Source organism: Nitrosomonas sp. Nm34, from assembly GCF_900113925.1.
Taxonomy (GTDB): domain Bacteria; phylum Pseudomonadota; class Gammaproteobacteria; order Burkholderiales; family Nitrosomonadaceae; genus Nitrosomonas.
In genome coordinates this window covers 1-1,849 of sequence record NZ_FORD01000135.1, presented here as the reverse complement: position 1 = coordinate 1,849, position 1,849 = coordinate 1, and the positions used below count along the sequence as shown (strand labels likewise).

4 protein-coding genes and 1 pseudogene are annotated in these 1,849 nt (G+C 40.9%); 1 reads left to right on the top strand and 4 read right to left on the bottom strand.

Annotation, left to right across the window (positions count from 1 at the left end; genetic code table 11):
• Positions 1-91: pseudogene (locus BM283_RS18510) on the top strand (IS5/IS1182 family transposase); the annotation flags it as partial.
• Positions 92-877: 786 nt separating this feature from the next.
• On the opposite strand, the gene BM283_RS19785 reads toward BM283_RS18510, so the two are convergent.
• The 4 genes from BM283_RS19785 to BM283_RS19770 all read right to left on the bottom strand — a co-directional run.
• Positions 878-1,099: a hypothetical protein gene (locus tag BM283_RS19785; protein ID WP_217646611.1), complete on the bottom strand. Its 222-nt coding sequence runs from the start codon at positions 1,097-1,099 to the stop codon at positions 878-880.
• Positions 1,078-1,362, bottom strand: a complete 285-nt coding sequence (locus BM283_RS19780; RefSeq protein WP_217646610.1) for a hypothetical protein — start codon at positions 1,360-1,362, stop codon at positions 1,078-1,080. The genes BM283_RS19785 and BM283_RS19780 overlap by 22 nt, the downstream gene beginning before the upstream one ends.
• Before the next feature lie 80 nt (positions 1,363-1,442).
• A complete protein-coding gene (locus tag BM283_RS19775) occupies positions 1,443-1,634 on the bottom strand; it encodes a transposase (RefSeq protein ID WP_217646609.1) in 192 nt (63 codons plus the stop codon).
• Positions 1,634-1,849, bottom strand: a 216-nt coding sequence (locus tag BM283_RS19770) for a hypothetical protein (RefSeq protein WP_302848316.1), incomplete at its 5' end; no start/stop codon positions are given. The genes BM283_RS19770 and BM283_RS19775, both read right to left, overlap by 1 nt.

Below are 1,849 nucleotides of genomic sequence, written 5' to 3'. Positions count from 1 at the left end.
CCGGGCAATAGCGACACGATACGACAAGCTGAAGCGAAATTATGAAAGTATGGTAGCCATAGCGTGTGGATATCTGTGGCTACCTATGTGAAATGTCAACAGACCCTAGAGTTGGTTATAAGATTCAGGCCCATTTTAAGGAGTATTATTTATATTCCACTACGCTGATTTGGCTATGCTTTCTATATAAGAAATAAATAATGTGCACATTTTTTAATTTAATGTAAGAGTCATTCTAAATAGTGCCTGTACGAAAACTCTATTTTATTCACCTGCAAGCTGCCTAAATTTTATCAGTCTGGTAAAAGTGCACTGAAAACCATGTATCTAAAAAAGCTATAGACTGTATTTTTTATTGACATCCTGAAGTAATCCACATTGTTTTCTAAAAAGCGTCTTGAATCAATTAAAACTACCGAAATAAACAATAAAACAATAAATAATTGATAACAAATAATATTAATATGTATTTAAATTTTAATCGAACTAGAAAAGGTTATTATAAATAATCATCTTAGCAACAGTATTTACAAGGTGCCCACCAAGTTATCCACAGAAATTGTGGACAAGTAATAATTTGATGTAAATCAATTTGCAGAGCTATATAAATTACAAATACTTATGTAGCGAGCTAGCTATCTCTATGTTAGCGGATACGGATAAGAGAAAACAAAAAAACAAAATCTATATGAATAATTGATATCGCGGCCGTTTTAAGGTTCCCTAATTGGTAGAAATCAGGTGCTTTTTTAGGTGGTTATTAATTAATTGAGAGTTTATGATCTATTCAGCTAGTAAACTGAAATCTTGTCTTTGCTGATCTTGTGCATTTTTCGATGCATGCCAACCTCTTCCAGACTCTCTTTGAGAGAGTTTTCTAGATGCCTGATATTAGCCCAAGTATGGGGGCGGAAATTTCGCCTTTTCTTACATAACGTGAGTTCGACATAAAACGGAACTTTATCGCATTCAGCACACAGGTAATCAGCATTTCCCGCATCAGTTCATTTTTAGTCACCACGCTGGCACGCTTGACTTGCCGTGTCGTTACATCACAGAACTGGATCGGTTTGTGGATCACTCTAAAGGCGACCGGCACGAATACTTCGCCATTGTGAAGGCATTGAGCGCGTTAATCCCTTTTACCGCCCGTCCTTTGCCAAGATCATAATGCCAGCACATGATCTCGTTCTCATCCGTCCATGCTTTCTCTTGAATCGTGTCATCAAAAATCAGACAGCCAGCCTCGCGCTCAACCTGCCGCACGGTCGATTTAACCTGCCGCCATAAATCTTTCGAGGTGTAATCCCACTCCGATAAAAAACGCGGCACGTGGTCATGACTGACTTCGCCATCCAGCATCGCCGACAAACCTGTCGCTGTTGCATAACCGTTGTTACTGATCAGATAATCAGTATATAGCCTAACCAGTTAAGAATGATTCAGAATGTATAGAATTTGAAGAACATCTCAACGGTCTGGTTTTGTTGTCTACGCAGTGCTTTGGCCTGTGCCCATTTATGTTCGATGAGGTTTAGATCAGGAGAATAAGCGGGCAAATATTCAAGGGTGTGCCCAGCGTTTTGTATGGCCTCTTGCGTATTCTGCCTCTTATGGAAAGTGGCATTGTCCATCACAACGACGGCATATGACGGCAATTAGGCAGCAGGTCCTGCATCGCCCATCCGTGAAACACATCGGCATTGATATTGATTGAAAACAGGCTAACGGTGAGCAATAGTTTTCCGATCAGAGCGCCAATCGCGTTGATACGACCTGGCGCATGCCAGTCATGGGTGCCATGGCATCTCTGGCCAGCAGGTGCATAACCGTGCGTGCGCGGTGCATC